Here is a 26,024-nt window from a genome sequence, read left to right on the forward strand (position 1 = left end):
CGCCTCGGCTTTTCGACAGGATCAAGGCCGTCGTTCGATCCGGGGCGCGGCGGCGATCAAACGGATGTGACCTCGTCCCGTTCCGCCCGGCGCGCGGTCAGGAATCCGATCAGGGCGCCCAGAGCCAGCACGGCGGAGGCCAGATAGAAGGCCAGCCCCGGCTCGGACAGCATGGCGTCGGCCGCAGCGGACACTGCGGGCAACCCTCGCTCCGACAACCAGGCCGCCGCCCGCCCGCCGCCCTCGCCCACCGAAACCGAGTAGATCCAGCCGAAGAACAGGGGCGAGGCCACCCCGGCGATGGAGGCGACGCTCATGTTCGCGCCCTGAAGCTGGCCCTGCTCGCTCTCGCCGACGCGGCGGGTCATCAGGGACTGAAGCGTCGGCATGGCGAGGCCCCACAGGGCGTTGGGGAACATGGCGACGATGAAGGCGACGCCCGTCGGCGCCCAGCCCATCAGGGCGATGCCCACCGCCCCGCCGCACAGGCCGAAGATCATGGTCGCTCGGTCCCCGAACCGCTTGGACGCCGGGCCGACCAGCGCGCCCTGAACGATCATGTCCAGCACCCCGACCATGGCCAGCAAGGCCCCGACCTGCCACGGCCCCCAGCCGTAACGGAGCCCGGCATAGAGGACAAAGACCGCCGAAAAGACGTGGTGGGCGAAGTAGAGCAGGAAGTTCACGATCGCGAGGCCCGCCAGCTCGGCGTGACGTTTCAGCAGGATCATGGCCCCCACCGGGTTGGCGCGACGCCAGCTGAAGGGCATCCGCTTCTCCAGCGGCAGGCTCTCCGGCAGGATGAACAGGCCGTACAGGAAGGCCACGCCCGACAGGGCGCCCGCCACCCAGAAGGGCACGCGCGGACCGAACTCGCCCAGGAAACCGCCCAGAACCGGCCCCAGCACGAATCCTCCCGAGAAGGCCGCGCCGATCAGACCATAGGCGCGAGCGCGTTTCTCAGGCTCGGTGATGTCGGCCATATAGGCGTAAATAGTGGTGAAGCTGGACGAGGTGACGCCCGCCACCAGCCGCCCGACCGCCAGCCACCACAGGTTCGGCGCCAGCGCCATCAGCACATAGTCGGCCGCAAGCCCGGCGCAGCTCAGCAGGATGACGGGGCGGCGTCCATACTGATCCGACAGCGAACCGATCACCGGCGAGGCCAGGAACTGCATCCCCGCCCACAGGGCCACGAACACCCCGTTCAGCAGGCCTGCGCGCGCGTTCGACCCGACGAACTCCTCGATCAGATGGGGCAGGACCGGAATGACGATCCCCATGGCCACGATGTCCAACACCGCAGTCACGAGGATGAAGGCGATCGCCGCGCGGCGGACCTTGGGCTGGTGCAGGGACATGAGGGCTCGCGGAGGTGGAGCGACGTTCTAGACGCCGCTGGCCGCCCACGCGATAATTTTCCTTAACTCGTCACCCTCGGGCTTGTCCCGAGGGCCCATCTTTCTGCAAGCTCTGCCTTAATGTCGAACGAGCGACCCTTCATCGCCGCCTACATGATGGCCAACCGGCCCCAGGGGACATTGTATGTCGGCGTAACCAGCAATCTGCTTCAACGCGTGCAGCAACATCGAGACGGGAGCTTCCCTGGCTTCACCAGAGAACACGGACTGAAGCGACTCGTCTGGTATGAACCCTTCGAAGCGATCACGGACGCGATCCGCCGGGAGAAGGCGCTGAAACGCTATTTGCGCGACTGGAAGATCAATCTGATCGAGCGGGAGAACCCGCACTGGGAAGACCTGGCGAAGGCGTGGTTCGCGCCGTCAACCTGGCGGCATGACCCTTAAGCGGCGCGTATGAAGCCCCGATGGGCCCTCGGGACAAGCCCGAGGGTGACGAAATTAGGGTTGCTCAGCGCTGCGTCGCCGGAAGCGTGTCGTTCGGGTCACCGTCGCCGTGCGGTGCGGAGACGCCCAGAAGGCGAGCCAGGAAAGGCTGGACGTCGACGCTGTCCAGGTTCTCCAGCCGCCGTCCGGCGATGACGCCGGGTCCGTGGGCGATGAAGATCGCCTGCATCTCGGGCGCGGCGTTGTCATAGCCGTGGGCCCCGCCGGGTTTGGTCACCGGGCGCGCCCTGGTCGCCAACAGCCAGCCGGGCTCCGAAGCGCAGACGATGGCCGGCACGCGCGGGTTGGAGCCCAGGATGAAGCGCGCTGGGATCTCGCTCTTGCGCCAGCAGTCCAGGTGCGGTCGCGAGCCCAACAGGGCCTGCTCCACCTCGGCCTCGCGTCCCGCAACGGGGTTCAGGAAGGTGACGGCGCCGCCATAGACGATCTGGACCGCCTCGGGGTCCACGATGTCGTCCAGCACCGTCACGCGGTCGGGCGAGGTCGCCGCCATGCCGTGATCGGACACCACGACCAGGATGGTGTTCTCATACAGGCCCCGCACCTTCAGCCCCTCGACCAGGCGGCCGATGGAGGCGTCGACCGATCGCGTGGCCTCCAGCGTCTGGGGGGCGTCCGGCCCGTGGTGGTGGCCCATGGTGTCCACGATATCGAAATAGAGGGTGGTCAGGGCCGGGCGCTGGGCGGCGGGCAGGTCCAGCCAGGTCAGCACCTGATCCACGCGGGCGTCGCCCGGCATCGACTGATCGAAGGGCGCCCAGTAGCTGGGCCGCACGCCGCGGATGTCGGCCTCGGACCCCGGCCAGAACATGGTGGCGGTCTTCACGCCCTGTCGCTCGGCCGAGACCCAGATCGGCTCGCCCTGGTCCCACCAGCGGCGATCGGTGACGGCCTGTTTGTTGCCGAGCGAGAAGCGGCCCAGTTCGGCGTCGACCATGTTGTTGCCGACGATGCCGTGGTGATCGGGATGCAGCCCCGTGACCAGGGTGTAGTGGTTGGGGAAGGTCACGCTGGGGAAGGACGGCTTCATCGGGCCCGACGCCCCCTCGGCCGCCAATTGCGCCAGCACCGGCGTCGCCCCGCGTTGCAGATAGTCCGCGCGGAAGCCGTCGATGGAGATCAGGATGACGTTCGGCGCCTGGGCCGTCTCGACCGGCGGCGCGGGCGGCGTGGTGGCGCAGGCGGCGACAGCCAGGGTCAGGACGGCGGCGCGCGCCAGCCCGAACAGACGATCAAACATGAGGTGCTCCCGAAAGCGGCATTCGGGGACGCTGCCTAAGCCCAATCCGCGACAGACAGAAGACGGCTTGCCGGTTTTCCACTGTCGGGTCACGCTGCGACTCATGACCAGCGTTATCGAGACGAGCGGCCTGACCAAGACCTATGGCGCGGTGCGCGCCCTGGACGGCCTCAGCCTCAGCATCCCGCGCGGCGGGGTCTATGGGGTGCTGGGGCCGAACGGCGCGGGCAAGTCGACGCTGTTCCGCATCCTTCTGGGCCTGATCCGACCCACGGCGGGCGAGGTGCGGGTCATGGGCCAGCCTGCCGGCGATCCAGCCGTCACCCGGCGCATGGGCTCGATGATCGAGACGCCGCGCTACCCGCCCTATCTGACCGCGCGTCAGGCGCTGCGCTGGCTGGCGCTGGCGCACGGCATGGGCGCAGAGGCCGAAACCGACCGCTGGCTGGCGCGGGTGGGCCTGACCGAGGCGGCGGACCGCAAGGTGCGCGGCTTTTCGGTCGGCATGATGCAGCGGCTGGGCGTCGCCGCCGCCCTGATGACCCGGCCCGACCTCGTCATCCTTGATGAACCGACTAGCGGCATGGACCCGCCCGGCATCCAGGAGATGCGCAGCCTGATCCGCAGCCTGGCCGATGACGACGGCGTGACCGTCGTTCTGGCCAGCCACCAGCTTCTGGAGGTCCAGCGCGTCTGCGACCGCGTCGCCATCCTGAACCGAGGCAAGCTGGCGGCCGAGGGCAAGGTCAGCGACCTGACCGCCTCGGGCGAACGCCTGCGCCTGTCGGCCACGCCTCTGGCCAAGGTGATGGCCGTGCTGGGCGAGCGCGGCAGCGTTCAGGACGACGCCGTCATGGCCTCCATTCCCCGCGCCGAGGCCCCCGCCCTGCTGCGCGCCCTGATCGAACAGGGCGTGGACATCGACGAGGCCCGCTGGGTCGGCGCCGATCTGGAAAGCGTCTTCATGACCGAAACCTCTTCCGTCGAGGGAGACCGCCCATGATGCTGGCCGACGCCATCCGCGCCGAAACCTGGCGCCTGCTGCAGAATCGCACGGCCCTGTTGTGGAGCATCGTCTTCGTGCCTGTGGTCGGGCTGGCGGCGAGCATCGCGGGCAATCTGTTCATCGACGACAAGATCTCCGCCGTCCGCGATCGTCTGCCGTCCCAGCTGCGCCTGGAGCGAGGAACCCTCGATCTGGGCCAGGCCCTGCTCGAGGCGGCCGGCAATCTGGCCAACCCGGCGCTCCTGGCCTTCCTGCTGATCGGCGCGGCGAGCGTCTTCGCAGGCGACTATCGCTGGGAGACCTGGCGACTGATCACGGCGCGCAACAGCCGTCCGAACCTCATCATGGGCAAGGCCGGCGCGGTGAAGCTGATGGTTCTGGCCGGGCTGCTGCTGATGCTGGCCGCCGCCGTGATCGGCGCCGTCGCCAAGGGCCTGATCTTCGGCAACAGCTTCGTCTTCCACTTCGGCGCCGAGACCGCGCAGAGCTTCGGCCTGATGTTCCTGCTGGCCTTTGTCCGCGTCGTACAGTTCCTGCTGCTGGCCCTGCTGGCGGCGACGGTCACGCGGTCCATGCTGGCCGCCCTCTTCGTTCCGCTGGTCATCGGCGTGGCGCAGGCCTTTCTCGCCAAGGGCGCCCCCCTCCTCGGCTGGCGGATAGGCGACTGGCCCACCATGCTGCTGTTCCCCGGCGACGCCTATGAGGTGCTCAAGGCCTTGATCCAGGGCGGGATGATGGCCGCTGTCCTGCCCGACGGCGCCGGCTGGCGCGCCGTGGCGGGACTGGCGCTGTGGAGCTTCGCGCCCTTCTTCCTGGCCCTGTGGTGGTTTCGACGACAGGACCTGTCGAAGGAATAGGCCGGATCAGACCAGCGCCTTCTCCATGAAGACATCGGCCCGGACATAGGGCGTCTCGCGCGGCGGCAGGCGCACGAAGCCGAAGCTGTCATAGAGCGCCAGCGCCGGCCCTAGCGTCGAACTGGTCTCCAGATAGAGACGCGGCGCGCCCGCCTCGCGCGCGGCGTCCTCACAGACCTCCAGCAGCCGCCGCGACAGCCCATGGCCGCGCGCAGCCGGCGCAATCGTCATCTTGGCGACCTCGAAGCCGCCGTCGTCCATGGCCATCAGGGCGCAACAGCCCACGACATCGTCGCCGCGCTGAATGAAGAAGATGCGGCCGCCCTGCGCCAGGATCTGCCCCTGCGGGTCCTCCAGCACCTTGCGGTCCTTGGCCTCGATGGCGAAGCCGCCCTCGGCCAGCCAGGCTTCGTTCAGCGACCGCCAGGCTGCGCTGTCCGCCGCCGCCGACGGATCGAAAGGCCGTATCCCGTGGGTGCTCATGCCTCGCTCCGTCCCGTTTCGAGCTTCAACTTCAGGGCTGTCAGATCGGGCAGAAACCATACGGATCGGCCTCGATTGCACTCCCTCACATAGTCCGTCAGCGCCTCGGATCCGGCCGCCTCGGCGCTGATATCGCCGATAATCGCCAGGCCGACCCGGTAGTTGACGAACTTCTGCGTGGTCTCGCCCGCCAACCGGCTGCGAAGACGCAGGAAGTCCTCGCCCAGACGCGTTACCGGCATGGCCAGCCAATCGGCGTTCGCTTCGAAAGCCAGCGACAGGAAGTCATTGATGTCGGCCACGTCCGCCAGCAGGGCCCCGTCCGGCTCGCACACGGCCACGACGAGCCCGTTCCAGGTCTCCACGCGGGTCATCGAGCCCTCCCTTCAGCGGCTTGCGAAGAAAAAGGGCGGCGGGATTGCTCCAGCCGCCCTCTCAATACAGTCGGTGAAGCCGAAATCAGGCTTCGTCGTCGCCCTCGATGGCGAAGACCGGACCGGAGTCCTGGCCCTTGGCGGCCACGTCGCGATCGACGAACTCGATGACGGCCATCGCAGCGTTGTCGCCGTGACGGAAGCCCGCCTTCATGATGCGGATGTAGCCGCCGTTACGCTCGGCGTAACGCGGAGCCAGCGTGTCGAACAGCTTGCCGACTTGCGGCACGTCGCGAACGGCGCTGATGGCCTGACGACGAGCGTGCAGGTCGCCCTTCTTGGCGAGGGTGACCAGCTTCTCGACGAAAGGACGCAGTTCCTTCGCCTTCGGCAGGGTGGTCGTGATCTGCTCGTGCTTGATCAGCGAGGCGGCCATGTTGGCGAACATGGCCTGGCGGTGGCTGACCGTACGGCCGAGCTTACGATAGGCGGCGCCGTGGCGCATCGGGGTCTCTCCTACTCGACCCTGGTTTCTCGTCCCTACTTGGCGGACGAGACCTGGGGCCTCTCATTCTTACCGCCCCAACCGATCCACGCGGGACCTGGGCGGAGGGGTTGATGATCAGATCTGGTCGTCGAACTTCTTGGCCAGATCTTCGATGTTCTCCGGCGGCCAGTTCGGCACATCCATGCCGAGGCTCAGTCCCATGGACGCCAGAACTTCCTTGATTTCGTTCAGCGACTTGCGGCCGAAGTTCGGGGTGCGAAGCATTTCGCCCTCGGTCTTCTGGATCAGGTCGCCGATGTAGACGATGTTGTCGTTCTTCAGGCAGTTGGCCGAACGGACCGACAGCTCCAGCTCGTCCACCTTCTTCAGCAGGGCCGGGTTGAAGGGCAGCTCGGGCTTGCCGTCCGACTGCTCGACAGCCTTGGTCGGCTCATCGAAGGTGATGAAGATCTGCAGCTGGTCTTGCAGGATGCGCGCGGCGTAGGCCACGGCGTCAACCGGCGAGACGGCGCCGTTGGTTTCGACTTCCAGGATCAGCTTGTCGTAGTCCAGCGACTGGCCCTGACGGGTCGGCTCGACGCGATAGGCGACGCGTTTCACCGGCGAATACAGGGCGTCGACGGCGATCAGGCCGATCGGGGCGTCTTCCGGGCGGTTCAGTTCGGCGGCGACGTAGCCCTTGCCGTTCTGCACCGTCAGCTCCATGCGAACCGAAGCGCCGTCATCCAGGGTGCAGATCACATGATCCGGGTTCAGCACCTCGATGTCGGCCGGCAGGTCGATCTGGGCTGCGGTCACCGGGCCGGGGCCCGTGGCGCGCAGGGTCATCCGCTTCGGACCTTCCGCGTGCATGCGCAGGGCCAGTTGCTTGATGTTCAGAACGATGTCGACGACGTCCTCGCGAACGCCTTCCAGCGACGAGAACTCGTGCACCACGCCGTCGATCTGAATGGCCGTGACCGCCGCGCCTTGAAGCGAAGACAGCAGAACGCGACGAAGCGCGTTGCCGAGCGTCACACCGAAACCGCGCTCGAGAGGCTCGGCGATCAGACGCGCCTTGTGCTGCGGGTCAGACCCGCCCTCGACTTGCGGTTTCTCGGGACGGATCAGCTCTTGCCAGTTTCTTTCGATCATAAAGTCCCTCGAACGGGTTTCGACGACTCCGTGTTCTCACGTTCAGAACAACAGGAGCCGTCGGGAGAAGGGGTAGGCGGCGTGAACCTTAGACGCGACGGCGCTTGGGCGGACGGCAGCCGTTGTGCGGCATCGGCGTCACGTCGCGGATGGTCGTGATCGTCATGCCGACGGCCTGCAGGGCGCGCAGGGCCGACTCACGGCCCGAACCCGGACCCGAGACGTTCACTTCCAGCGTCTTGACGCCGTGCTCGGCGGCCTTCTTGCCGGCGTCTTCCGCAGCCATCTGGGCGGCGTACGGCGTCGACTTGCGCGAGCCCTTGAAGCCCATGTGGCCGGCCGACGACCAGGAAATCGCGTTCCCTTGAGCGTCGGTGATGGTCACCATGGTGTTGTTGAACGAAGCGTTCACGTGGGCGACGCCCGAGGTGATGTTCTTGCGTTCGCGGCGCTTAACGCGACCCGGTTCCTTAGCCATCGGTCAGGCCTCTCTCTTACTTCTTCTTGCCGGCGATCGGCTTGGCCGGGCCCTTGCGGGTGCGGGCGTTGGTGTGCGTGCGCTGACCGCGGACCGGCAGGCCCTTGCGGTGACGCAGGCCGCGGTAGCAGGCCAGGTCCATCAGACGCTTGATGTTCATCGAGGTTTCACGACGCAGGTCGCCTTCGACGGTGTAGTCGCGGTCGATGGTTTCGCGGATCTGCAGGATCTCCGCGTCGGTCAGCTGGTTCACGCGGCGAGCCGGCTCGATGCCGATCTTGGCCGTGATCTCCTTGGCGTTGTGCGCGCCAATGCCGTGGATGTACTGAAGCGCGATTTCAACGCGCTTGTTGGTCGGAATGTTGACGCCTGCGATACGGGCCACGAAATTCTCCAAGTACGCGTTAATCAGACGCAGAAATCGCTCCGGTCAACAGACCAGGAGCGTGTACGCCCTTCGCGGAAGGCCGCCCTTATACAGGGGATTCCCGATGCGTCAACGGGCAAGCGCCGTGAGCAGGCTGGCTCAGGGCCATTCGACCCCCACCCGGACCTCTCGACCATCAATCGGCGCTCCGTTCTGCGTCGGAGGACGAAAGCGGAAATATCGAGCGGCCGCAAGAGCCGCCTCGCCGAATCCCATCCCCGGCGGCGTTTCGTCCACCAGGCGGCAATCGGACAGGGTGGTGTCCAGCCGCACGCGGCAGGCCAGGGTCGCCCGCCCGCCCATGCGCCGACGGAAGGCCTCGCGCGGGTGCAGGGTCCGCAGTTCGCCGACCGTCGGACCGCGGATGATGCGCGGAGGGCCGTCGCCGACGCCAGGACCGACGCCGGAACCGCTGCCCCCGCCGCTGCCCGTCCCCTGCCCGCCCTGACCGGGGCCTGGCGTCGGACTGGGCTCCGGCGCGACGCCGATGATCAGGGGCTGTTCGGGCGCGGGGCGTGCAAGCGCGACGATTTCCGGCCTCGGCGGCGCCGGACGCGGGGGTGGCGGCCGAACGACGGACGGCGCGGCGGGCGCGCCCCCGCCCTGCGACGCCGCCGGCGCGCTGGGCGGCGGGGGCGGCGGCGGTATCGGCGGCGGGGGAACCAGATCGACCAGTATCGGCGGCAGAGCCATGACCAGGGGCGGCTCCGGACGACCCACGCCCAGAAGCACAAAGGCGCCGAGGTGCAGAAGGACCACCAGCCCCCCCGCGCCCCAGCGCCATTGCTTCATACGTGTCGGCCGCAACCGTCTCTCCCGCACAGGCTCCCGAACGCTAACGCTTCAGAAGTCGAGGGGATCAGACCGCGCGCCGGATCAGGCGTCCAGCGCCGTGTCGATCGCGGCGGCCACGGCGGCGATGTCGCCCATGCCGTCGACCTCGGTCAGCTTGCCCTGCCCTTCATAATAGGGAAGCAGCGGCGCGGTCTGGCGATTGTAGACGGCCAGCCGGTCCTTGAAGGTCTCGGGATTGTCGTCAGGCCGCCCCTGCTCGGCGAAACGCTTGCCGATCCGATCGGTCAGGGCCGCGTCGTCCACCTTCAGGCGGATGACGCTGTCGATCTTGGCGCCGCGCTTGGCCAGCATGGCGTCCAGGGCCTCGGCCTGGGCCACCGTGCGGGGGAAGCCGTCGAAGATGGCCCCGCCGGCGGCCTCGGCCTCCGGCAGACGAGCTTCGATCAGAGCGATGACGATCTCGTCGGTGACGAGGTCGCCGCGCGCCAGCACATCCTTGACCTTCAGCCCCAGCTCGGAGCCCGAAGCGATCGCCGCGCGCAGCATGTCGCCGGTTGAGAGCTGGACCATGCCCCGCTCCTCGACCAGCCGCTTGGCCTGGGTGCCCTTGCCGGCCGCAGGCGGCCCGAACAGGATCAGGTTCATTATGTCTTCGGGCCCCCTACCCGATCAGCGACGGACAGGAGCGGAACCGCCCCGGCCACGACCGCGCAACTTGGCCTTCTTGATCAGCCCCTCGTACTGGTGCGCCAGCAGGTGCGACTGGATCTGGGCGACAGTGTCCATCGTCACCGAGACCACGATCAAGATAGACGTTCCGCCAAAGTACAGGCTGTTGCCCAGGCTGCTGACCAGGAACTCCGGCAGCAGGCAGACGGCGGTGATGTAGGCGGCGCCGATCACCGTCAGGCGCGTCAGGACATAGTCCAGATACTCGGCCGTCCGCTTGCCCGGGCGGATGCCCGGCAGGAAGCCGCCGTACTTGCGCAGGTTCTCGGCCGTGTCCTCGGGGTTGAAGGTGATCGAGGTGTAGAAGAAGCAGAAGAAGACGATCAGGACGGCGTACAAGATCATGAACACCGGCTGGCCGTGGGTCAGCTGAGCCGTCACCAGGGGCAGCCAGCTCATCCAGTCCGGCAGGTTCGCATTGGCGGTGAACTGGGCCACCGTCGTCGGCAGCATCAGCAGCGACGAGGCGAAGATGGCCGGGATCACGCCCGCGGTGTTAACCTTCAGCGGCAGGAAGCTGCGCTCGCCGCCGGTCATGCGGTTGCCTTCCTGGCGCTTCGGATACTGGATCAGAAGGCGGCGCTGGGCGCGCTCCATGAAGACGATGAAGACGATGACCGCGACCGCCATGATGGCGATGCCGAACAGGGTGAAGGCCGACATCTGACCCTGCTGGGCCAGGCCCAGCATCCGCGCCACCGTCGACGGCAGGACCGCCACGATGCCCGCGAAGATGATCAGGGAGATGCCGTTGCCGACGCCGCGCGCCGTCACCTGCTCGCCCAGCCACATCAGGAACATGGTGCCGCCGGTCAGGACGGTGACCGTCGAAATGATGAAGAACAGGCCGGGCTGGTCGATCAGACCCGGCTGGGCGTTCAGGCCCACCGCGATGCCGAAGGACTGCGCCAGGGCCAGGAACACCGTCAGATAGCGGGTGTACTGGTTCAGCTGCTTGCGGCCCGACTCGCCGCCTTCCTTCTTCAGCTTCTCCCACGGCGGATACACCGCGCCCATCAGCTGGACGATGATCGAGGCCGAGATGTAGGGCATGACGTTCAGCGCGAACACGGCCATACGCTCGACGGCGCCGCCCGAGAACATGTTGAACATATCCAGGATGCCGCGTTGGCCGTCCGGATTCTGGAAGAAGGCCAGGAAGGCCTCGCCGTTGATCCCGGGGATCGGAACATAGGTGCCGATCCGGTAGACCAGCAGCGCGCCGAGCGTGAACAGCAGGCGTTTGTGCAGCTCGGTCGCCTTGGCGAACGAGCCTATGTTCATATTAGCAGCAAGTTGTTCAGCGGCCGAAGCCATCAGGCGGTCCCCCAGACGGTCACCATTTTCATGCCCGTCGTCAGATAGGCGGAAAGCGGCGCTCTTGCGAGGGCCGCTTTCGGAAAATCGTCATCCCGGTCCGGACGATCCCGGCGGAGACGTGAAACCACGCCCCCGACGGGATGACGATATCGGATTTTAGGCCTTGGCGGCGGTGCGCTTGGCGCGAGCCGAGATCTTGTTGGCGTCGCCCAGCGGAGCCTTCGGAGCCGGCGCCTTGCCGCGAGCGGCGTTGCGCTTCTCGAGGCGAGCCGCAGCCTTGGCTTCGGCTTCGATGCGCTGTTGCGTCACCGAACCGCCGGCGGCTTCGACCGCCTTGATGGCGCCCGACGAGGCCGACCACACGACCAGATTCAGCTTGGCCTTCAGTTCGCCTTCGCCCAGGACGCGCACGCCGTCCTTGACGCGACGGATCACGCCGGCGGCGACCAGAGCCGCGCCGTTGATCTCGGCCTTGGCGTCCAGCTTGCCGGCGTCGACAGCCTCTTGCAGGCGCCACAGGTTGACTTCAGCCAGCTTCGGCGCGTTCGGCACGTTGAAGCCGCGCTTCGGCATACGCATGTACAGCGGCATCTGGCCGCCTTCGAAGCCGCCGATGGCGACGCCCGAACGCGACTTCTGACCCTTGACGCCGCGACCGGCGGTCTTGCCCTTGCCCGAGCCCGGGCCGCGGCCGACGCGCATACGCTTCTTGGAGGCGCCTTCGTTGTCACGGATTTCGTTCAGCTTCATTGCCTGATCCTTTCGGGTTCTAGCGCCAGGTTCGACAGGCGGACCTGACTCGGCGTTGGAAAAATTGAAGGGCCGCTGATTAAGCGACCCGCGTCAGCATCGCAAGATGCTTCTTCATAAAGCGAAACGCCCTCCCCCGCGAACGGGAGAGGGCGAACCGTCTTACTTCTCGACCACTTCCACCATGTGGGCGACCTTGGCGATCATCCCACGGACGGAGGGGGTGTCTTCCAGGGTCGACTCACGGCCGATCTGGTTGAGACCCAGGCCCACCAGGGTGGCGCGCTGATCCGACTTGCGGCGGATCGGGCTCGCCGTCTGACGGACGGTCACGGTCTTCTTTTCGGTCTTGGCCATCTATCAGCCCTCCACGGCTTCCGGCGCCGAAGCGCCGTCATTGCGGCGGCCCATCAGGTCGGACACCTTCTTGCCCCGCTTGGAGGCGATCTGGCGCGGCGACGACTGGACCTTCAGAGCTTCGAAGGTGGCGCGGATCATGTTGTAGGGGTTCGACGAGCCGGTCGACTTGCCCACGACGTCCTGGACGCCGAGGGTTTCGAGGACCGCACGCATCGGACCGCCCGCGATGACGCCGGTGCCCGGAGGCGCCGCACGCATCATGATCTTGCCGGCGCCCCAACGGCCATTGCCGTCGTGGTGCAGGGTGCGGTTCTCGCGCAGCGGAACCTTGATCATGGTCTTCTTGGCTTCTTCGGTCGCCTTACGGATGGCTTCCGGCACTTCGCGCGCCTTGCCATGACCGAAGCCGACGCGGCCCTTGCCGTCGCCGACGACCATCAGGGCCGCGAACGAGAACCGGCGGCCGCCTTTGACGGTGGCGGCGACGCGGTTGATGTGCACCAGCTTCTCGATGATGTCCGAATCCGGACCTTCAACGGGAGCGTTGCGGTTGTCGCGACGGTTACGGTCGCCGCCGCCGCGTTGGGGTTCACGAGCCATGCTTGCCGTTCCCTTAGAAGTTCAGGCCGGCTTCGCGCGCGGCTTCCGCCAGCGCCTTGACCCGGCCGTGATAGATGTAGCCGCCACGGTCGAAGACGACGTCGGTGACGCCCTTCTCGATGGCGCGCTCGGCGATCAGCTTGCCGATCTTGGCGGCGGCTGCGACGTCCGAACCCTTGGAACCCTTGCCGCCTTCCAGCGACGAGGCGGCGGCCACCGTGATGCCCTGGGCATCGTCGATGATCTGAGCCGAGATGTTCTTGTCCGAACGGAAGACCGACAGACGCAGACGACCGTTGGCGACAGCCTTCAGGCGACGGCGAGTGCGCTCGGCGCGGCGCTTGGCTTGTTGTTGAAGAGAGAGAGCCATGACTTACTTCTTCTTGCCTTCCTTGCGCCGGACGAATTCGCCCTGATAGCGCACGCCCTTGCCCTTATAGGGTTCCGGCGGACGCATCTTGCGGATGACGGCGGCGATTTCGCCCACAACCTGCTTGTCGTTGCCCGAGATCTTGATCTCGGTCTGCTTCGGCACGGCGAAGGTGATGCCTTCGGGCGGAACGATGTCCACGTCGTGCGAGAAGCCGAGCTGCAGCGAGAGATCCTTGCCCTTCAGGGCGGCGCGGTAGCCGACGCCGACCAGTTCCAGGGTCTTCTCGAAGCCTTCGGTCACGCCGGTCACCATGTTGGCGACCAGGGTGCGCGACAGGCCCCACATGGCCTTGGCGCGCTGCGAGTCCGAACGCGGGGTCAGCGACAGTTCGTCGCCTTCCTGCGTGACTTCGATCTCGTCGGCGACGGTCCAGGAGCGTTCGCCCTTCGGACCCTTCACGGTGATGGCCTGGCCGTTGAGCGTGACAGTCACGCCCTTCGGCACGGCGATGGTTTTCTTGCCGATACGAGACATATCAGTAGACCCTGCAGAGGACTTCGCCGCCGACGTTAGCGTCGCGGGCGGCGGCGTCGGACATGACGCCCTTCGAAGTCGAAAGGATCGAGATGCCGAGGCCGTTCTTGACCGGCTTCAGATCGCCGATGGCCGAATAGACGCGGCGGCCGGGCTTCGACACGCGGGCGATCTCGGCGATCACCGGCTGACCGTCGAAGTACTTCAGCTCGATCTCGAACTGCGGGAACTCACCGGGGTTTTGAACCAGCGAGTAGCCGCGGATGTAGCCCTCGTCCTGCAGCACGTCCAGGACGCGCTGACGCAGGCGGGAAGCCGGGGTGAGCACCGAAGAACGCTTGCGGGTGGCCGCGTTCTTGATGCGAGCGATCATGTCGCTCAGGGGATCGTTGATCATCATGTCTGTTCGCTCCCCTTACCAGCTCGACTTCGTCAGGCCGGGGATCTGACCCATGTTGCCCAGCTCGCGCAGGGCGACACGGCTCATCTTGAGCTTGCGGTAATAAGCCCGCGGACGACCCGTCACTTCGCAACGGTTGCGAATACGGCTCGGAGCCGAGTTGCGCGGCAGGGCCGCCAGCTTCAGGCGCGCATCGAAGCGCTCCTCAAGCGGCAGGCTCTCGTCGTTGGCGATAGCCTTCAGGGCGTCCCGCTTCGCGGCATACTTCGCAACCAGGGCCTTGACGGCTTCGTTGCGGTTTACGGCGCTTTTCTTAGCCATTGTTCTCTTCCCTTCCCGCTCAGTTCACGAACGGGAACTTGAACTCGGTGAGGAGAGCCTTGGCTTCCTCATCGGTCTTGGCCGTGGTGCAGACAACGATGTCCATGCCCCACATCTGGTCGATCTGGTCGTAGTTGATCTCCGGGAACACGATGTGCTCCTTCAGACCCGTGGCGTAGTTGCCGCGACCGTCGAACGAAGTGCCCTTCAGGCCCCGGAAGTCCTTCACGCGCGGCAGGGCGATCGTGATGAAACGGTCCAGGAACTCGTACATCTGGGCGCCGCGCAGCGTGACCTTGCCGCCGATGACCATGCCTTCGCGCAGCTTGAAGCCGGCGATGGAGTTACGAGCCTTGGTCGGCACGGCCTTCTGGCCGGCGATGGCCGTCAGGTCCTTGAGGGCCGCATTGGCCTTCTTGGAGTCCGCCACAGCTTCGCCGATGCCCATGTTCAGGACGATCTTGTCCAGCTTGGGGATCTGCATCTCGTTCGTGTAGCCGAACTTTTCCTTCAGGACGCCGCGGATGCGATCCTGATAGTCGGTCTTGAGACGCGGCGTATACTTGGTGTCGGCCATCAGATGACGTCTCCCGTCGACTTGGCGAAGCGGACCTTCTTGTCCCCCTCGACCTTGAAGCCCACGCGGGTCGCCTTGCCGTTGGCGTCGACGATGGCGACGTTCGACAGGTGAAGCGAGGCTTCCTTGTGCTTGATGCCGCCTTGCGGGTCAGCCTGGGTCGGGCGCGTGTGGCGCTGGACCATGTTGACGCCTTGCACGACGACGCGGTTCTCGGTCGGCAGGACCTGCAGCACCTGGCCGGTGCGGCCCTTGTCCTTGCCGGTCAGGACGACGACGTTGTCGCCCTTCTTGATCTTGGCGGCCATGGTTACAGAACCTCCGGAGCCAGCGAGATGATCTTCATGTGGTTCTTGGCGCGCAGCTCGCGCGGAACCGGGCCGAAGATACGAGTGCCGACAGGCTCGTTCTGCTTGTTGACGATGACGGCGGCCGACTTGTCGAAACGGATGACAGAGCCGTCCTTGCGCTGGATGTCCTTGGCGGTGCGCACGACGATGGCGCGAACGACGTCGCCCTTCTTCACGCGGCCGCGCGGAATCGCTTCCTTCACCGAGGCGACGATGGTGTCGCCGATCGAGGCGTAGCGGCGCTTGGAGCCGCCCAACACCTTGATGCACATGACCCGGCGAGCGCCCGAGTTATCGGCGACCTCCAGGTTAGTTTGCATCTGGATCATGGGATCCGATCCTTCTTCTTACGAAGCCGAAGACGGGGAAATGATTTCCCAGCGCTTCAACTTGGACTTGGGGGCGCATTCGATGATGCGCGCGATGTCGCCGACTTTGAGGGCGTTGGCCTCATCGTGAGCGTGGTAGTTCTTGGACTTACGAACCGTCTTGCGGAGCAGCGGGTGCAGCAGGGTGCGCTCGACCTTCACGACGACGGTCTTGTCGCCCTTGTCGGAGACGACCACGCCTTCAAGAATGCGTTTGGGCATCGGTGTTTCCTTACGAGGCCGCACGCTTCTCGCGCAGAAGCGTCGAGATGCGGGCGATGTCCTTGCGCACTTCCGAGACCCGGTGGGTCTTTTCCATCTGGCCGGTGGCGGCCTGGAAGCGCAGGTTGAACTGTTCCTTCTTGAGCTTCAGCAGCTCGTCGGACAGCTGGTCGACGGTTTGCGACCGGAGATCGGCGATCTTGGTCATTAGGCGGCTTGCTCCGTAACGATGCCGGCGTCCAGGCGGGTGACCACCTTGGTGCGGATCGGCAGCTTGGCGGCGCCGAGGCGCAGCGCTTCACGAGCCACGTCGTCCGGCACGCCGTCGATTTCGAACATGATGCGGCCAGGAGCCACGCGAGCGGCCCAGTGGTCCACCGCCCCCTTGCCCTTACCCATCCGCACTTCGGCCGGCTTGCCGGAAACCGGCACGTCCGGGAAGATACGGATCCAGACGCGGCCCTGACGCTTCATCTGACGGGTGATCGCGCGGCGAGCCGCCTCGATCTGACGCGCCGTGATGCGCTCCGGCTCGACGGCCTTCAGACCGTAGGAGCCGAAGTTCAGCGAGAAACCACCCTTGGACGAGCCGTGGATGCGGCCCTTGAAGGCCTTACGGTACTTGGTCTTTTTCGGTTGCAACATGGCCTATCAGCCCTCACGACCACGGCGCGGACCGCGATCACCGCGGGGGCCGCGCTCACGGCCTTCGTTGGACGACGGACCCGAGGCTTCCTGGGCCCAGCGCTTGTCCTGGGCCATCGGGTCGTGCTCGAGCACTTCACCCTTAAACACCCAGACCTTCACGCCAATGATGCCGTAGGTCGTCTTGGCTTCGTAGAAGCCGTAGTCGATGTCGGCGCGCAGGGTGTGCAGCGGCACGCGACCTTCGCGGTACCACTCCATACGAGCGATTTCGGCGCCGCCCAGACGGCCCGAGACGTTGATGCGGACGCCCTTGGCGCCCAGGCGCATGGCCGACTGCATCGAACGCTTCATGGCGCGACGGAACGCGATACGGCGCTCCAGCTGCTGAGCGATGTTCTCAGCGATCAGCTGAGCGTCGGTCTCCGGCTTGCGGACCTCGACGATGTTCAGGTGAACTTCGCCTTCGGTGCGGGCCGAGATGTCCTTGCGCAGCTTCTCGATGTCAGCGCCCTTCTTGCCGATCACGACGCCCGGACGGGCGGCGTAGATCGTCACGCGGCACTTCTTGTGCGGACGCTCGATGATGATGCGCGACACGCCGGCGGCCGACAGGCGTTCCTTCAGCCACGCACGCAGCTTCAGGTCCTGGTGGAGCAGCTTGGCGTAGTCGGCGCCGCCGGCGAACCAGCGGCTGTCCCACGTACGGTTCACGCCGAGGCGCAGACCGATCGGATTGATTTTCTGACCCATCAGGCGGCCTCACCTGCTTCGCGAACCACGATGGTGATTTCGCTGAACGGTTTCAGGATGCGCGACGAACGACCGCGAGCACGGCTCGCGAAACGCTTCATCACCAGGTTCTTGCCCACGAAGGCCTCGGCGACGACCAGGTTGTCGATGTCGAGGTTGTGGTTGTTCTCGGCGTTCGAGACGGCCGAGTACAGGACCTTGCGGACGTCGCCGGCGATGCGCTTGCGGCTGAATTCCAGCTCGTTGAGAGCCTTCTGGACCGGCAGGCCGCGGATCGAGGCGGCCACCAGGTTCAGCTTCTGCGGGCTGATGCGGACGTTGACCAGCTTGGCGCGGGCCTCGGTCGCCGCAACGCGACGGGGGTTCTTGGTCTGGGCCATGGATTACTTCCTCTTGGCCTTCTTGTCCGCCGCGTGGCCCGGGAAGTTCCGGGTCGGGGCGAACTCGCCGAACTTCATGCCGACCATTTCTTCGGAGACCGACACCGGCACATGCTTCTGGCCGTTGTGGACGCCGAACGTCAGACCGACGAACTGCGGCAGGATGGTGGAGCGGCGCGACCAGGTCTTGATCACGTCCTTGCGGCCCGACGATTGAGCGGCGTCGGCCTTCTTGAGCAGATACCCGTCGACAAACGGGCCTTTCCAGGAGGAGCGGGCCATTCTTAGCGAGCCTTCTTCACGTGACGGCTACGGATGATGAACTTGTCCGTGGCCTTGTTCTTGCGGGTACGAGAACCCTTGGTGTCCTTACCCCACGGCGTAACCGGGGTACGACCGCCCGAGGTCCGGCCTTCACCACCACCGTGCGGGTGGTCGATCGGGTTCATGGCGACGCCGCGGACGTGCGGACGCCAGCCCATGTGACGCTTGCGGCCCGCCTTGCCCAGGTTCTGGTTCATGTGCTCGGGGTTCGACACGGCGCCGACAACGGCCATGCAGCCGTCCAGAACCATGCGAAGCTCGCCCGAGCCCAGACGGATCTGAGCATAGCCCTGGTCGCGACCGACCAGTTGAGCGTAAGCGCCGGCCGAACGGGCCAGCTGAGCGCCCTTGCCCGGCTTCATCTCCACGTTGTGGATGATGGTGCCGACCGGCATGGAGCGCAGCGGCATGGCGTTGCCCGGCTTCACGTCAACCTTTTCACCCGCGACGATGGTGTCGCCGGCGTGCAGGCGCTGAGGCGCGATGATGTAGGTCTTCTCGCCGTCGGCGTAGGTCACCAGGGCGATGAAGGCGGTGCGGTTCGGGTCGTACTCCAGACGCTCGACCGTGCCGACCACGTCGAACTTGCGACGCTTGAAGTCGATCTTGCGGTACAGGGTCTTGGCGCCGCCGCCGCGGAAGCGGACAGCGATGCGACCGCCCTGACCACGACCGCCCGACTTGGTCAGGCCTTGGGTCAGCGACTTCTCCGGGCGGCCCTTGTGCAGCTCGGAGCGGTCGACCAGCACCAGGGCGCGGCGGCCTGGCGACGTCGGATTGTAATGCTTCAGAGCCATGGTCTTAGAGCCCCGTCGTGACGTCGATCGACTGGCCGTCGGCCAGCGTCACGATCGCTTTCTTGATGTCCACGCGGCGACCGAGGATGCCCCGGAAGCGCTTGGCCTTGCCCTTTTGAACCAGGGTGTTGACCTTGAGGACGTTGACTTTGAACAGGCTTTCGACCGCCGCGGCGATCTCGTCCTTGGTCGCCGTGCCGGCGACGCGGAAGACGACCTTGTTCTGCTCCGACAGGATCGTGGCCTTCTCGGTGATCACCGGAGCCAGGATGGTGTCGTAGTGCTTGGCGGTGGGTTGAGCGGCGGCCATTATGCGGCTTCCTTCTCAGCGAAGCGCGCCTCGATCGCCTCGACGGCGGCCTTGGTCAGCACCAGTTTGTCCGCCCGCAGGATGTCATAGACGTTCAGGCCGGCGTTCGGCAGCACGTCGATGTGCGGGATGTTGCGCGCGGCCAGGCCGAAGTTGGCTTCGACTTCCGGACCCGCGATGATCAGAGCCTTGGTCCAGCCCAGCTTGCCGAAGGTCTCGCGCAGCGAGGCCGTCTTGGCTTCCTTGACCGAGACGCTGTCGACGACGACCAGGTCGCCGGCCTTAACCTTGGACGACAGGGCGTGCTTCAGCGCCAGGGCGCGGACCTTTTTCGGCAGCGAGAAGCCGTGGTCGCGAACGACCGGGCCGAACGCCGGCGAACCGCCGACGAACTGGGGCGCACGACGCGAGCCGTGACGGGCGCCGCCCGTGCCCTTCTGCTTGTACATCTTCTTGCCCGTACGAGAGTTCTCGTTGCGGGTTTGAACCTTGTGGGTGCCGGCGCGGCGCTTGGCCAGCTGCCAGTTGACGTAACGAGCCAGCAGGTCGCCGCGGATGTCGGAGATGCCGAAGACGGCGTCCGACAGCTCAACGTCGCCAGCAGCTTTGCCGTCGAGTTTGATGACCGAGAGTTTCATTACGCTTCACCGCCTTCGGTCGCTTCAACGGCCGGAGCTTCTTCAGCCGGCGTGGAAGCGGGTTGAGCAGCGGCCGACTTCACGGCGCCCGGGAACGGGGCGTCCGAAGGACGGGCCTTCTTGATGGCGTCGCTGATCTTGACGTAGGCGCCGTCGTGACCCGGGACAGCGCCCTTGATCAGGATCAGGCCACGCTCGGCGTCGACGCGGACGACGGTCAGGTTCTGGGTCGTAACGACTTCCTGGCCCAGATGGCCGGCCATCTTCTTGCCCTTGAAGACCTTGCCCGGGTCCTGGCGCTGGCCGGTCGAACCGTGCGAACGGTGCGAGATCGACACGCCGTGCGACGCGCGCAGACCGCCGAAGTTCCAGCGCTTCATGGCGCCCGCAAAGCCCTTACCGATGGTATGGCCCTGGATGTCGACCTTCTGACCCGCGAGGAAGTGGTCGGCCGACAGTTCGGCGCCCACGTCCAGCAGGGCGTCTTCGCCCACGCGGAACTCGGTCACATAGGCCTTCGGCTCGACCTCGGCCTTCGCGAAAGCTTCGCGTTGAGCCTTGGCCGTGTTCTTGGCCTTCTTAACGCCAGCGCCCAGCTGAAGGGCGACGTAGCCGTCGCGCTCCTTGGTACGTTGGCCGACGACTTGGCAGCCGTCGAGCTGGAGCACAGTGACCGGAACGTGTGCGCCGTCATCGGCGAACACGCGGGTCATCCCCAGCTTCTTGGCGATCACGCCCGTGCGCATGTCGGATCCCGCCTCTTTCTTTCTTAGATCTTGATCTCGACGTCCACGCCGGCGGACAGGTCGAGCTTCATGAGCGCGTCCACGGTCTGCGGAGTGGGGTCGACAATGTCGAGCACGCGCTTGTGCGTGCGGATTTCAAACTGCTCGCGCGACTTCTTGTCGACGTGCGGCGAGCGGTTCACGGTGAACTTTTCGATCAGGGTCGGCAGCGGGATCGGACCGCGAACGGTCGCGCCCGTGCGCTTGGCGGTATTGACGATTTCGCGCGTCGAAAAGTCGAGGACGCGATGATCGAAGGCCTTGAGCCTGATGCGGATGCTTTGATCCATATCGGTTGTTATTCCCATGCGGCCGGAGCCGCGTCCCTGTGAACCATTTCAAAGACCGAAGCCTCGGGACGAAAACTCATCCCCAGGAAACGCAAATCCGCAAAAACGAGCGGCCCACGCAGTCCCCCGCGAAGGCCGTAAGTTCCCAAGAAGCTGCAAAGAACAGTAACTTAGGTCGTTCCTGCGGACCGCGTCTGCACCCGAAAGTGCACAGCCGGTCCAACAAGAGGGGCGCTTATGCCCTCCGATTCCGTTTCCGTCAAGCGCGGAAATCCCCGCCCCGTCGGGGTTTGCGACTCACCGCCCTCTCGCCGCCTCTCGGACGCTGCGCCGCAGCATAACACGGGCTGATCGTTAGGAACTGAGGCAGGAAAGCGGCCAGATGAACGCCACGGAAAGGCGCCGCCGCAATACCCGCCCCATACTGACGCAGTTATGCCGCAATGCGTCTCTTTTGGGCAACATCGCCCCGGATGTGACCGCGACATGACATGTTTGTTACGGCAAAGCGCCAAACAGCGACCTATGTCTCGCCCATCGTCGGACCGGCTGAGCTTGTTCGGCGGCAGTACATAAGGACAAGAAAATGAAAACCGTCTTTCTCGCTTCGGTCGCCGCCGCGACCCTGATCGCCGCTCCCGCCTTCGCTCAAGACGCCATCGGCTCGGTCGGCATCGCCTACAACTACGCTGACGTCGAAGGCACCGACGTGAACCGCGGCGTCATCGACGGCACCGTCGCTTCGCCGGTGTTCGGCGACTGGACCGTCACCTTCAATGCTGAAGCCGCCTACACGGACGTCCAGCACGCTGGCGACGAAACCACCCTGGCCGGCGCCGTGCACCTGTCGAAGAAGATCGAAGACATGCGCTTCGGCGGCTTCTACGGCGCTTCGGAACTGGGCAACACCACGCTGAACACCTTCGGCCTGGAAGGTCAGAAGTACCTGGACCGCGCCACCCTGACGGGCGTCGTTTCGTACGGCACCGCGGCTGACGCTGACATCTGGACCGTGGCCGGCGACGCCGCCTTCTACGCCACGCCGCAACTGCGCCTGAGCGGCGGCGCCGCGTACACCAACGTCGACGCCGACAACATGTTCATCGGCAACGGCGACGTCGACGCCTGGTCGGCCGGCGTGGCTGCTGAGTACCAGTTCGCCAACTCGCCGTACTCGGTCTTCGGCGGCTACGACTACGTCAAGTCCTCGGACCTGGACGTCGACGCCAACGTCTTCAAGATCGGCATGCGCTACAGCTTCGGCGGCGGTCTGCAAGCCCGCGATCAAGCCGGCGCCAACCTGGGCCGCACGCACAACGGCGTGTCCGCCCTGCTCGGCCTCTAAGCGATCTTCGCGGTCTTCGGACCGCACGGATCAACGAAACCCCGGCGGAGCGATCCGCCGGGGTTTTTGTTTGTGCGCACCGTTCAGGCTCCAGGCATGAAAAAGGCCCGAGGGGTTCCACGCTCCCGGGCCTTCTCCTTCAGGGTCTTGCAGCGTCAGCGACCGATGCGCAGATCCCCTGATCCCACGATCGAGCGGGACACTCGGCCGGTCGCCTCTGCGACCCTCACATCGCCCGAGCCGGCGATAGCCACCGAGACGTCGCCCGCCGTTCCGCCGAAATTCACGTCGCCCGAGCCGCCGATGGACACCTCCAGCGTCGTGGCACGACCGTTCCTCACGCGCACCCCGCCCGAGCCGCCGATGGCCGCCTTGGTCTCACCGTCGACTGAAGCGACATCGATACTGCCCGAACCGCCCACGCTGGCCTCCAGCTTGCTGGTCGCGCCCGCATAGATGGAGCCCGATCCGCCGACGGCCGCTTCCAGATCGCGCGACGTGCCGGCCCGGATCGAGCCCGATCCGCCGACCGACAGGCTCATGTCGCCATCGACGTTCGCTACCGTCCAGGAGCCGCAGCCGCCGTTGCCCAGCTCGACCGAGCGCGCGCCGCGTCCAATGGAGCCGAACACGGCGCCGCCGCCGTTCACGTCCACGTCGCGCGGCGTGCGCAGAACGATCAGCGGCGCATCTTCCAGCCGAATACGCCCCTTGCCGCGCACCTCGACCGATGCGCCTTCGCCAGGCTGGCGGGCGTCCGCCGGACCGCTGTTGCAGGAACCGATCTGGCCGCCGCCGAAGCTCATGCCCCGACCGCGTCCCAGACCGCCGTCGATGCGGACCTGGCCGCCCCGACGCTCGAGGCGCAGCTCCGGCAGGCCGGCCGAGCCCGGCGTGATCTCGACGCCGACGTCTGCACGGTCTTCCGGAATGACGATGACGCGCGCCACGGCGTTGCGGATGGTCACTTCGTCGGCCAGGGCCGGCGCCGCCAGAACGGCGGACGCGGCCAATGCGGATCCCATGGCGGCGGCGATTGCAGCGGGTTTCATCAGCGAGCTCTCCCTGTCTCTGTGTCCAGGGAAGACTGAGGGCCGCCCGCCGCAAAGTCAGTTTAAATCGAGGTCATGAACCCCTTTTAACCTAAGGCTCGGTTCAGCCTGCAGGGGTGTCGACGCGGTCCGGCAGGGCCGCCGCCCCGTCCGTCGCCCCGACGGCAGGCTCGAAATCTCGCTCAAAGGCGGCGATGCGGCTCTTCATCAGCCCGGCCCGCTTCAGCGCCACCGAAGCCGCCCAGCGCGCGGCCAATTCGGGCCGGCTCATGCGGTCCGTCGTGCGCGGCTCCCCTCCCCGGCTGCGCAGGAAGGCGTTGGTGTAGAGCGCCCCGTTGCGGATGCGCGAGGGCCAACTCTGGAACTCCACCGACAGGGAGACGCAGAAACGGTCCAGGTTCTCCACCCGGTGCGGGGCGTAGAAGGGCCAGGTCAGCGCCTGCCCCGGCTCCAGATCGACGATGCGGGCGTCGTCCTCGAAGGCGCGGCGATAGGGAATCTCCTCGGTCGTCTGGCGGGTGACGACCTGCTCCATGCTGCGCTCGGGCAGGTGGGCCTCGTCGCCCGGATAGACGAACAGGCGCTTGCGCCCGCGCATGTGCAACAGCACCACGCCGCCCGCGTCGAAGTGATAGGGCACCCGCGCCTTGGGCGAGGACAGGATGAGTTGACCGCTGGCGCTGGCCGCCTTCAGACCGTAACCGCCCAGGATGCGCTCGAAGTCGACCATGGCCGCGCGCCACAGTTCGGGCCAGCCCTGCTCGACATTGCGCATGTTGACCCACAGGCGGCCCTGCTGGATCGCCTCCAGCAGTTCGGCCCCGTTCAACCGGCCCCGCGCGCCGGTGCGCAGGCTGACCTGTCCCTCGTCGTCGTAGTCGTACAGGTTGATGTCGAACAGGTCGGCCGGATAGCGGTCCAGCACCTCGGCCAGAGCCTGATCCTCGGCGAAACCGTCGGCGACCAGGGCGTGAGGATGCACCTCCGCCTGGGTGATCGGGCCCGCATAGCGCGTCATGGAAGCCGTCATTCCGCTTTCCTCCTCAATCGGCCCCACCGGCCGCCTTCTGTTTCCGCACCATGTCGGCGGCGGCGCGCAGCGCCCCCGAGGCCCGACCGGCCAAGCTCGTCTCACAGGCCTCGACCACGGACCAGCGACGCCGCGTACTGGTGCGCAAGCGCTCCGCCCGCGCGGAGCCCAGCACGCCCAGGGCGGCGCTCGCCGTCGCGCACAGCGCCTTGCCTGGCCCCGGCCGCGCCACAACGCCCTCGACCGTCGCCAGGCCGCCGTCATCATAGTATTTCTTGTAGTTGCCGCCCACGCCCACGCCGTAGTCGAAGACTCGGTAGCCGCGCTCGGAGCCCAGCCGGATCGTCTCCTGGGTCAGCACGATGCCCGGCGACCAGCGCGCGACCTCCTGGTTGTAGACCGGGAACCACAGGTGGAAATGACGCCCCGCGTGCATGGAATACTCCATCGCCACGACCCGTCCATCGACACGCAGCACCGCCATCGAGGCGCCGAAGCCGTCTTCGCCCTCGCTGTCCATCAGGGCGTGCAGCACCTGGCCAGTCCATCCGCAGGCGAAGATGTCGTGGTGCCCGGTGCGGCGATACTGTTCGCTCTTCTCGATGATCAGGCGTTCCAGCAGGGCGTGATCATGCAGGCCGATTTCGATCTCAACCGTCTTGAAGGCGCCGTCCAACCCTCGCCGCGACCGCTCCTTGTCCTTGAAGTATTTCGGAAAGGCCTTCCGTCGCCGAGCGTACCAGGCGTCGAAGCCGCCTTCGTCAGGCACGATGGAGACCACGCTGTGGTTGCGCGGCATCGCCTGCGGAGCCTCGCCGATCCACGCGGCGGCGGCGAAACGCGGCGCGCCGATCAGGGCGGCCGCTTCCTGCATCGAAGGCTTGTCGTCGCGCGGGCCGATGACGCCGTGATAGTCGTTCATCGGCGCGGCCAGCGGCTGAACCGTCCCGCCTCGGCGCTGATGCGGATAATAGCCGACGACGCGGCCGTCCCGTTTGAAGACGGCCAGCGCGGCGCCGGGACAGATCGGCCCGGCCGTCCGCGCGAACTCCCAACGGAAATAGGGGCTGCTCAGGTCCGGGTCCGCGCGCGCCCACTTGTTCCATTGGACGCCCTCCTCGGCCGACAGGTCGGCGAGGTTGCGGATTTCAACTGATAGTGGTCCCGACATGACGCTCCCTTCGGAACGATCACAGCAAGTCCCGTTCCAACACTGCCTCATACGGCCAAGCCCTTGAGGCTGGGTTAGCGTTCGACGTGTTGTGCAAAAGATCGGAGCTTCACCGCGTCTCGCCGCATTGACCTCTTTCAGGAGGTTCCCATGCCGAAACCACGCCCCAAGAGCCGCGAGACCGAGAACGAAAACCAGCGTCCCGACAAGGAAGGCCGCCCGCCGCGCCCCGCCACCGAGCCCAAGGACGCCAAGGGCAGCAGCAACTCAGGCCGCACCGACACCGATCCCGCGACCGGCGCGCCGAACGATTGACATGCAAAACGGCCCCCGGATCGCTCCGGGGACCGCTCTGTTACGCTTTACTGCGGCCTAGCGCGCTTTCGCGCTGCTTGAGGCCGATACGCTTACGCTTACTCATACTGTCGAA

Annotated in this window: 40 protein-coding genes; 5 read left to right on the plus strand and 35 right to left on the minus strand. The window is 66.2% G+C overall.

Annotated features, from left to right (window positions below; translation table 11 throughout):
- Positions 1–56: 56 nt before the first annotated feature.
- Positions 57–1,361 carry a TCR/Tet family MFS transporter gene (locus V8J38_RS12345; protein ID WP_291781346.1) on the minus strand — a complete coding sequence of 435 codons (1,305 nt, stop codon included), beginning with the start codon at positions 1,359–1,361 and terminating at the stop codon, positions 57–59.
- Between the two features lie 120 nt (positions 1,362–1,481).
- Between V8J38_RS12345 and V8J38_RS12350 the strand changes: the two genes are divergently transcribed.
- Complete coding sequence (locus V8J38_RS12350) at positions 1,482–1,808, plus strand: GIY-YIG nuclease family protein (RefSeq protein ID WP_338576077.1); 327 nt, start codon at positions 1,482–1,484, stop codon at positions 1,806–1,808.
- A 64-nt stretch (positions 1,809–1,872) separates the two neighbouring features.
- Here the strand turns inward: V8J38_RS12350 and V8J38_RS12355 are convergent, their stop codons facing one another.
- The gene (locus tag V8J38_RS12355) at positions 1,873–3,108 is read right to left on the minus strand and encodes an ectonucleotide pyrophosphatase/phosphodiesterase (RefSeq protein WP_338576079.1); all 1,236 of its coding nucleotides are present in this window, start codon (positions 3,106–3,108) and stop codon (positions 1,873–1,875) included.
- Between the two features lie 103 nt (positions 3,109–3,211).
- Here V8J38_RS12355 and V8J38_RS12360 point away from each other — a divergent pair, with 103 nt between their 5' ends.
- Both V8J38_RS12360 and V8J38_RS12365 read left to right on the plus strand, forming a co-directional pair.
- The gene (locus V8J38_RS12360) at positions 3,212–4,111 is read left to right on the plus strand and encodes an ABC transporter ATP-binding protein (RefSeq protein ID WP_291781337.1); all 900 of its coding nucleotides are present in this window, start codon (positions 3,212–3,214) and stop codon (positions 4,109–4,111) included.
- Positions 4,108–4,971: a hypothetical protein gene (locus V8J38_RS12365; RefSeq protein WP_338576080.1), complete on the plus strand. Its 864-nt coding sequence runs from the start codon at positions 4,108–4,110 to the stop codon at positions 4,969–4,971. Before V8J38_RS12360 ends, V8J38_RS12365 begins: the two co-directional genes overlap by 4 nt.
- A gap of 6 nt (positions 4,972–4,977) precedes the next feature.
- Here V8J38_RS12365 and V8J38_RS12370 read toward each other — a convergent pair whose 3' ends face one another.
- The 30 genes from V8J38_RS12370 to rpsJ all read right to left on the minus strand — a co-directional run bounded on the left by V8J38_RS12370 (position 4,978) and on the right by rpsJ (position 20,996).
- Positions 4,978–5,454: a GNAT family N-acetyltransferase gene (locus V8J38_RS12370; RefSeq protein WP_338576082.1), complete on the minus strand. Its 477-nt coding sequence runs from the start codon at positions 5,452–5,454 to the stop codon at positions 4,978–4,980.
- The gene (locus V8J38_RS12375; RefSeq protein ID WP_338576084.1) at positions 5,451–5,828 is read right to left on the minus strand and encodes a DUF4180 domain-containing protein; all 378 of its coding nucleotides are present in this window, start codon (positions 5,826–5,828) and stop codon (positions 5,451–5,453) included. Before V8J38_RS12375 ends, V8J38_RS12370 begins: the two co-directional genes overlap by 4 nt.
- Before the next feature lie 85 nt (positions 5,829–5,913).
- Complete coding sequence (gene rplQ / locus V8J38_RS12380) at positions 5,914–6,333, minus strand: 50S ribosomal protein L17 (protein WP_003164392.1); 420 nt, start codon at positions 6,331–6,333, stop codon at positions 5,914–5,916.
- A gap of 117 nt (positions 6,334–6,450) precedes the next feature.
- Entirely contained in the window at positions 6,451–7,470 is a 1,020-nt protein-coding gene (locus V8J38_RS12385; RefSeq protein WP_291781324.1) for a DNA-directed RNA polymerase subunit alpha, read from the minus strand.
- 88 nt (positions 7,471–7,558) lie between these two features.
- Positions 7,559–7,948 carry a 30S ribosomal protein S11 gene (rpsK, locus tag V8J38_RS12390; protein ID WP_003164390.1) on the minus strand — a complete coding sequence of 130 codons (390 nt, stop codon included), beginning with the start codon at positions 7,946–7,948 and terminating at the stop codon, positions 7,559–7,561.
- Positions 7,949–7,964: 16 nt separating this feature from the next.
- Entirely contained in the window at positions 7,965–8,333 is a 369-nt protein-coding gene (gene rpsM, locus V8J38_RS12395; RefSeq protein WP_003164389.1) for a 30S ribosomal protein S13, read from the minus strand.
- A gap of 141 nt (positions 8,334–8,474) precedes the next feature.
- Positions 8,475–9,182 carry a TonB family protein gene (locus V8J38_RS12400; RefSeq protein WP_338576088.1) on the minus strand — a complete coding sequence of 236 codons (708 nt, stop codon included), beginning with the start codon at positions 9,180–9,182 and terminating at the stop codon, positions 8,475–8,477.
- A gap of 69 nt (positions 9,183–9,251) precedes the next feature.
- A complete protein-coding gene (locus tag V8J38_RS12405) occupies positions 9,252–9,815 on the minus strand; it encodes an adenylate kinase (RefSeq protein WP_312219354.1) in 564 nt (187 codons plus the stop codon).
- 24 nt (positions 9,816–9,839) lie between these two features.
- Positions 9,840–11,216 (minus strand): preprotein translocase subunit SecY, encoded by a 1,377-nt coding sequence (secY, locus tag V8J38_RS12410; RefSeq protein ID WP_291781310.1) that lies wholly within the window; start codon positions 11,214–11,216, stop codon positions 9,840–9,842.
- Between the two features lie 159 nt (positions 11,217–11,375).
- Positions 11,376–11,969, minus strand: coding sequence for a 50S ribosomal protein L15 (gene rplO / locus V8J38_RS12415; RefSeq protein WP_366936253.1), 594 nt, complete (start codon positions 11,967–11,969; stop codon positions 11,376–11,378).
- 162 nt (positions 11,970–12,131) lie between these two features.
- Positions 12,132–12,326, minus strand: coding sequence for a 50S ribosomal protein L30 (gene rpmD, locus V8J38_RS12420; protein ID WP_291781306.1), 195 nt, complete (start codon positions 12,324–12,326; stop codon positions 12,132–12,134).
- 3 nt (positions 12,327–12,329) lie between these two features.
- Positions 12,330–12,929, minus strand: coding sequence for a 30S ribosomal protein S5 (gene rpsE / locus V8J38_RS12425; protein ID WP_291781302.1), 600 nt, complete (start codon positions 12,927–12,929; stop codon positions 12,330–12,332).
- A 13-nt stretch (positions 12,930–12,942) separates the two neighbouring features.
- Positions 12,943–13,299, minus strand: a complete 357-nt coding sequence (gene rplR / locus V8J38_RS12430; protein ID WP_291781298.1) for a 50S ribosomal protein L18 — start codon at positions 13,297–13,299, stop codon at positions 12,943–12,945.
- A gap of 3 nt (positions 13,300–13,302) precedes the next feature.
- Positions 13,303–13,836: a 50S ribosomal protein L6 gene (gene rplF, locus V8J38_RS12435; protein ID WP_291781295.1), complete on the minus strand. Its 534-nt coding sequence runs from the start codon at positions 13,834–13,836 to the stop codon at positions 13,303–13,305.
- 1 nt (position 13,837) lies between these two features.
- Positions 13,838–14,236 (minus strand): 30S ribosomal protein S8, encoded by a 399-nt coding sequence (rpsH, locus tag V8J38_RS12440; protein ID WP_003170021.1) that lies wholly within the window; start codon positions 14,234–14,236, stop codon positions 13,838–13,840.
- A gap of 15 nt (positions 14,237–14,251) precedes the next feature.
- On the minus strand, positions 14,252–14,557 hold the full coding sequence (gene rpsN / locus V8J38_RS12445) for a 30S ribosomal protein S14 (protein ID WP_003170022.1): 306 nt from the start codon (positions 14,555–14,557) through the stop codon (positions 14,252–14,254).
- A gap of 19 nt (positions 14,558–14,576) precedes the next feature.
- On the minus strand, positions 14,577–15,134 hold the full coding sequence (gene rplE, locus V8J38_RS12450) for a 50S ribosomal protein L5 (protein WP_112999349.1): 558 nt from the start codon (positions 15,132–15,134) through the stop codon (positions 14,577–14,579).
- Positions 15,134–15,442 carry a 50S ribosomal protein L24 gene (gene rplX / locus V8J38_RS12455; RefSeq protein WP_291781289.1) on the minus strand — a complete coding sequence of 103 codons (309 nt, stop codon included), beginning with the start codon at positions 15,440–15,442 and terminating at the stop codon, positions 15,134–15,136. The genes rplE and rplX overlap by 1 nt, the downstream gene beginning before the upstream one ends.
- Before the next feature lie 2 nt (positions 15,443–15,444).
- A complete protein-coding gene (rplN, locus tag V8J38_RS12460; protein WP_003164378.1) occupies positions 15,445–15,813 on the minus strand; it encodes a 50S ribosomal protein L14 in 369 nt (122 codons plus the stop codon).
- An 18-nt stretch (positions 15,814–15,831) separates the two neighbouring features.
- Entirely contained in the window at positions 15,832–16,074 is a 243-nt protein-coding gene (gene rpsQ / locus V8J38_RS12465) for a 30S ribosomal protein S17 (RefSeq protein WP_003164377.1), read from the minus strand.
- Between the two features lie 10 nt (positions 16,075–16,084).
- Positions 16,085–16,282 carry a 50S ribosomal protein L29 gene (rpmC, locus tag V8J38_RS12470; RefSeq protein ID WP_003164376.1) on the minus strand — a complete coding sequence of 66 codons (198 nt, stop codon included), beginning with the start codon at positions 16,280–16,282 and terminating at the stop codon, positions 16,085–16,087.
- Positions 16,282–16,719: a 50S ribosomal protein L16 gene (rplP, locus tag V8J38_RS12475; protein ID WP_003164375.1), complete on the minus strand. Its 438-nt coding sequence runs from the start codon at positions 16,717–16,719 to the stop codon at positions 16,282–16,284. The genes rpmC and rplP overlap by 1 nt, the downstream gene beginning before the upstream one ends.
- Before the next feature lie 6 nt (positions 16,720–16,725).
- On the minus strand, positions 16,726–17,472 hold the full coding sequence (gene rpsC, locus V8J38_RS12480; protein ID WP_338576105.1) for a 30S ribosomal protein S3: 747 nt from the start codon (positions 17,470–17,472) through the stop codon (positions 16,726–16,728).
- Entirely contained in the window at positions 17,472–17,852 is a 381-nt protein-coding gene (rplV, locus tag V8J38_RS12485; RefSeq protein WP_291781280.1) for a 50S ribosomal protein L22, read from the minus strand. The genes rpsC and rplV overlap by 1 nt, the downstream gene beginning before the upstream one ends.
- Positions 17,853–17,855: 3 nt before the next feature.
- Positions 17,856–18,134, minus strand: a complete 279-nt coding sequence (gene rpsS, locus V8J38_RS12490) for a 30S ribosomal protein S19 (protein ID WP_003164372.1) — start codon at positions 18,132–18,134, stop codon at positions 17,856–17,858.
- 2 nt (positions 18,135–18,136) lie between these two features.
- Positions 18,137–18,973, minus strand: a complete 837-nt coding sequence (gene rplB / locus V8J38_RS12495; protein WP_291781273.1) for a 50S ribosomal protein L2 — start codon at positions 18,971–18,973, stop codon at positions 18,137–18,139.
- A 4-nt stretch (positions 18,974–18,977) separates the two neighbouring features.
- Complete coding sequence (locus tag V8J38_RS12500) at positions 18,978–19,283, minus strand: 50S ribosomal protein L23 (RefSeq protein ID WP_338576109.1); 306 nt, start codon at positions 19,281–19,283, stop codon at positions 18,978–18,980.
- Positions 19,283–19,921, minus strand: coding sequence for a 50S ribosomal protein L4 (gene rplD, locus V8J38_RS12505; protein ID WP_338576111.1), 639 nt, complete (start codon positions 19,919–19,921; stop codon positions 19,283–19,285). Before rplD ends, V8J38_RS12500 begins: the two co-directional genes overlap by 1 nt.
- A complete protein-coding gene (gene rplC, locus V8J38_RS12510; protein WP_312219358.1) occupies positions 19,921–20,667 on the minus strand; it encodes a 50S ribosomal protein L3 in 747 nt (248 codons plus the stop codon). The genes rplD and rplC overlap by 1 nt, the downstream gene beginning before the upstream one ends.
- 23 nt (positions 20,668–20,690) lie before the next feature.
- Positions 20,691–20,996, minus strand: a complete 306-nt coding sequence (gene rpsJ / locus V8J38_RS12515) for a 30S ribosomal protein S10 (RefSeq protein WP_003164367.1) — start codon at positions 20,994–20,996, stop codon at positions 20,691–20,693.
- Between the two features lie 586 nt (positions 20,997–21,582).
- On the opposite strand from rpsJ, the gene V8J38_RS12520 reads away from it, so the two are divergent.
- Positions 21,583–22,341, plus strand: coding sequence for an outer membrane protein (locus V8J38_RS12520; RefSeq protein WP_291781260.1), 759 nt, complete (start codon positions 21,583–21,585; stop codon positions 22,339–22,341).
- Positions 22,342–22,496: 155 nt separating this feature from the next.
- Here the strand turns inward: V8J38_RS12520 and V8J38_RS12525 are convergent, their stop codons facing one another.
- The 3 genes from V8J38_RS12525 to V8J38_RS12535 form a co-directional block, all read right to left on the minus strand.
- Positions 22,497–23,393: a GIN domain-containing protein gene (locus V8J38_RS12525; protein ID WP_338576122.1), complete on the minus strand. Its 897-nt coding sequence runs from the start codon at positions 23,391–23,393 to the stop codon at positions 22,497–22,499.
- 103 nt (positions 23,394–23,496) lie between these two features.
- Entirely contained in the window at positions 23,497–24,423 is a 927-nt protein-coding gene (locus V8J38_RS12530; protein WP_338576124.1) for a transcriptional regulator, read from the minus strand.
- Between the two features lie 13 nt (positions 24,424–24,436).
- Complete coding sequence (locus V8J38_RS12535) at positions 24,437–25,594, minus strand: GNAT family N-acetyltransferase (protein WP_338576126.1); 1,158 nt, start codon at positions 25,592–25,594, stop codon at positions 24,437–24,439.
- Positions 25,595–25,744: 150 nt separating this feature from the next.
- Here V8J38_RS12535 and V8J38_RS12540 point away from each other — a divergent pair, with 150 nt between their 5' ends.
- A complete protein-coding gene (locus V8J38_RS12540) occupies positions 25,745–25,909 on the plus strand; it encodes a hypothetical protein (RefSeq protein WP_291781248.1) in 165 nt (54 codons plus the stop codon).
- Positions 25,910–26,024: the final 115 nt, after the last annotated feature.

This window comes from Brevundimonas olei (assembly GCF_037055245.1).
Classification (GTDB): Bacteria; Pseudomonadota; Alphaproteobacteria; order Caulobacterales; family Caulobacteraceae; genus Brevundimonas; species Brevundimonas olei.